The sequence below is a fragment of the Parashewanella curva genome, assembly GCF_003675895.1.
In the GTDB taxonomy this organism is placed as follows: Bacteria; Pseudomonadota; Gammaproteobacteria; order Enterobacterales; family Shewanellaceae; genus Parashewanella; species Parashewanella curva.
Genome location: NZ_ML014900.1, coordinates 1 through 4,025, shown reverse-complemented (window position 1 = coordinate 4,025; position 4,025 = coordinate 1). Strand labels below are relative to the sequence as shown.

At 38.4% G+C, this 4,025-nt stretch carries 3 protein-coding genes; 1 reads left to right on the top strand and 2 read right to left on the bottom strand.

Annotation, left to right across the window (positions count from 1 at the left end):
- Positions 1–144 precede the first annotated feature (144 nt).
- Complete coding sequence (locus D5018_RS20860) at positions 145–1,428, bottom strand: tyrosine-type recombinase/integrase (RefSeq protein WP_121840901.1); 1,284 nt, start codon at positions 1,426–1,428, stop codon at positions 145–147.
- 405 nt (positions 1,429–1,833) lie between these two features.
- Positions 1,834–2,661, bottom strand: coding sequence for a DUF2971 domain-containing protein (locus D5018_RS20855; RefSeq protein WP_165905142.1), 828 nt, complete (start codon positions 2,659–2,661; stop codon positions 1,834–1,836).
- 148 nt (positions 2,662–2,809) lie between these two features.
- Between D5018_RS20855 and D5018_RS20850 the strand changes: the two genes are divergently transcribed.
- Positions 2,810–3,703, top strand: a complete 894-nt coding sequence (locus D5018_RS20850; RefSeq protein WP_165905141.1) for a hypothetical protein — start codon at positions 2,810–2,812, stop codon at positions 3,701–3,703.
- The last annotated feature ends 322 nt before the right edge of the window (positions 3,704–4,025 follow it).

Below are 4,025 nucleotides of genomic sequence, written 5' to 3'. Positions count from 1 at the left end.
TCCGATCACTCATTTCGGACTTAAGCAAAAAATGATCGGACAATACCGAATTCGATGATCGGATTATGCCGAAATAGGTGATCGGATAATCCCGAATTCAGTGATCGGATAGCCCCGAATTATGCATCTCGCCTTATACAAAAATCAAATACAGCCTTTCTCTCTATAATTCCTTTCCCACTTCTCAAACAAATTTTCCCACATAATTTTTCGTAACTCACTAATTTCATTAGAGCTTGAATGAGCTTCACTATGAACATTTGAGATATCGACACCTGACAGCTCTTTGCCAAACATTCGTGGAGTAACATGGCTATAGTGCTTTTCAATCATTTCGACACTGGTGCCACACTGCTTGGCAATCACATCAATTGGTGCTGTTTTGGCTAGCAGTTCCCACGTAATATATGAATGACGCAGAGAGTAGAGGCTTCTAGTCCCCTGACGGCTTTCTTTTAAGCCTGTCTTGATAAGCGCCCTATCGAAGGCTTTACCAAGTTCTTTAGTTGTAGTGCCATCGGCTAACCTGAAGAGCTTTTCGTCTTTATAGCGTGTGGGGAATCGCTTAGTAAGATCTTGAAGGGTATGTTTAATACCATCTTTGCATACAACTTCTCTTACTCCGGTATGCTGTGTTGTCTTGCCTTGTCGCACCGTAATACAAAAATATGCTTGATAGCCTTTTGCCTCAATGTGAATGTCACCCCAAGTGAGGTTATCAAGCTCTGATCCCGGCCTCATGCCTGTGCATACAGCAAAACAAATATAATCACCTAGCAACTCTAAAATTTGTCTAGATTTAGAGGTTCTACTTTCGCCTTCCATTTCACGAATAGCTTCATAGACTCTTTCAAATTCATCAGGTGAAAAAGCGGCTCTTCTCTGGCTACTCGTACCGTTATTACTGAGAACTGGTACTTGTGATGGCAAAAGCCATTTGTTTTCTACTGCTTCCTTGTAAACCATTTGCATTGCAGCATTGTGATTTTGGATAGTAGATTTGGCTGGCACTTTCTTAGACTTAATGGTTCTCCATTCATCGAACTCTCTCAGCTTAGAGGCATCAATAGTCGTGATATAAATCTGACCAAAAAACGGGATGTGATATTTATTTAAAGCTTGAATATAGTCAACAAAGCTCTTTTTACCTAAGCCGTCCTCTAGCTGCTTTTGCATTTTAGCAATCGCCTGTTCAGCAATGATGGCAAACTTTTTAGAAGTGATTAGAGAGCCACTTTCAGATCTGATCTGATACTCAACTAATAGCCGAGTGGCTTTGATAATTGCTTTATCTTTGTCCTTTTCTTTGGTAGCTTTACATCGCCACTTGCCACCAACTTGTAGTCTTGCATACCAGCGACTACTGTTGTCTTGTTGGAAGATGTATAAATCATCTGAAATGGTGTGTCGTTCTAATTGTTTTGCCATTGTAGTGCATCCTTCGATTTGCAAAGTTTTTGCAAAGTCAAAAAATAATACACTAACAATCTGAATTTACTATAGTTATCAAGCAAACAATCTATTCAAAATCCGTTTCCTTCGGGAGTGTGGGTTCAAGTCCCACCTCTGGTACCATCATCTTCAAGATGATATAAGCCGACGCAAGTCGGTTTTTTTGTGTCTGATTTTCAATAAGTTAGCATTATCCTCTTCAAATTTTCTCATACTCTCACTTATGTAAAACGCTATGAATCTTTCGGTCTATCTCCGGTAGCTCAGTGCAGAACCTGTGAGCATTTAGATCCTAGTAAATCCAACGCTATGCAATTAGATACAACATCGAGTGAGTATTGAGAGCAACTAGGTTCCGGTGGCTTTCTGGTAGTAGTCTGGTCAACTAAGAAAAGGGATCTTACTTTGTGCAAACTCACGCTGCCAATTATCACCGCCTACGCAGAGCATTTCTTTCAAAATCTTTAAGTTTTCAGCTCTCACCTCTGATCCAATCATTACCTCTTTAACGACATCAAAGGGAAACTGCACCTTAAGATAGGAGGTCAGGCCGTAACGATTGGTTTTATAATTAACCTCTGACTTAAAAACCGGTATATCTGGACTTTCGACTTTTTCAATTAAGCGATAAGCAAGGCCTGTATCATTAAGAAAAAGTCTATACTCTTGCTCTTCGAAATAGCATTGGTGCTTGAACAGACTAAGGAACTTTGTCAAGTTAAAGCAAAGTTGTCTGTGTTTGATAAGAGCTAAATCAAACATCTCATTGTCGTTTTGATAGAGTACTGGATTGCCATGAGTGCATACTAATATGCCATTTTCATCAATTTTAATGAGGTCATTTTCTATTAGAAATTCGTAAAACTCTTTGATTCGGTTTACGCCTTCTTTTCCTAAAGGCTGTTCATCAGAAACGTAAATACATTTTTGAACCCAGTTTCCCCAAATGTTAAAAGGCATTTCAATCTGGCTATTTATTTTCCTTTCAATGACATCAATATCAAACCCAATACACACACCATATTTAGGACTTGTATAACTTCGCCATTGGTTTAATGAATCTTTTTTCTTGGAAAAGCAAAATATATATCCTTGATGTTCTGTTTGACTCAAGACAGGTAGTTGTACGTCTTTTGCTCTAGAAAGCTTTTTAAACTCTTCCTTTAGTATATTAATACCATAAGTCATTTCACTTGGATCATTAGTCATTCTTGTATCACCAAGGTGTAGAGTCCAGCTGCCTATTTCTGGTGGAGGGACATCCGCTCCTCTATCCCAGTAGAAAAAGTTATTAGTCTTTTGCCTTGTCAGCATTAAAAATTGCCAAAGAACAACTAAGTTGCCTTGGAGTATTCCAATGTCAAAATTAAATGTACCTCTGGCTGCCTGCTCGCTTTTAATCCTTGTTGGTTGTGCCACTCCACCTGAATATGTTGAAAATGATCTGATCCCCTTAAAATCCCAAAAGTTCATTTATAACAATGGCCGAAAAACAGCTGTTGTGACTAAGAAAAACTATGTATCCCTTGCTCCTTATAGACAGCTAAATCTAGTCGGTGGCAATACTTCTTATGTTCTATTTGTCAATAACCTTGACTCTAAGCCATTCAATGTAAGTCGTGAGAATGTAAAAGTAACCTTCATAGAGGCTCCAACGGCAAAAACAGGCTCTAAGAGCGTCCCAATTAGGGTCAATAGTTACGATGAAATAATTGCTGAGATTAGAGAAGATGAATATAAACAGAGATATAGAGCTTTCTTGAATAAAATTGAGGCTGATATGAATATCAAAGATCAAGCGACTACTGTTGCAGACTCTGATAAATCAGGCTCTATTTCTGGAAATTTCTCTGCAATGAGCACAGGACGTTATAGCAACGGCGATACTGTTTCAATTAACACAGATGGAAGCTTATATGGTGGTTATGGGGGCTCTACGCATACGACCATTTATAATCCAGCTCTAGCCCAAGTCATCGCTGCAAAAAACCAAGCAAGGTTTGCAAATAATTTAAACTCCATAGCTCAGAATGCAAAGTCACAGCAAGAGTTACTAAATGCCTTGTTTTTAAAGTCAATCAGTTTACCTAAAGGGAAGTCCTATGGTGGCTTAGTTGTAACTGACACCCGTGGGCTTGATAAAGAACTAAAGGGTACTTTTCTAATTCAAATTAATCTTGACGGTCAGGAATACGACTTCAAGGTAGGCCGAGAGTATTACAATGTTGATGCAACGGCGGTTAAATCCTAGAGTCATTTCTCTGCCTTTTTCTGTTAAAGCCTACATCATATAGGCTTTATTATATCTCTCCTCATATCCCCGCATTTAATCTCACTTCAAGCTCATATTACTTCTTCATAGACTGAACCTTAAGAGTTAAAGTTTTGAATAATATTACTCAATTCACTGTTTCCTTTGGATTTTCTTTGTTGAGACCTCGTGGCATTTTTTGTAAATAACTAAATGCCCATTCCAGCCTTTCTTCAAGTTCAAAATAAGCTCTATCCACAACAGCTTGTAATACGGGAATAAACCAAATATCAACGTTCATTGCCGCTTTAAAGAAAGAGAT

Excerpts from the sequence above, each read along its gene's own strand:
- D5018_RS20860 (WP_121840901.1), bottom strand. The coding sequence starts at position 1,428 with ATGGCAAAACAATTAGAACGACACACCATTTCAGATGATTTATACATC.
- D5018_RS20855 (WP_165905142.1), bottom strand. The coding sequence starts at position 2,661 with ATGACTAATGATCCAAGTGAAATGACTTATGGTATTAATATACTAAAG.
- D5018_RS20850 (WP_165905141.1), top strand. The coding sequence starts at position 2,810 with ATGTCAAAATTAAATGTACCTCTGGCTGCCTGCTCGCTTTTAATCCTT.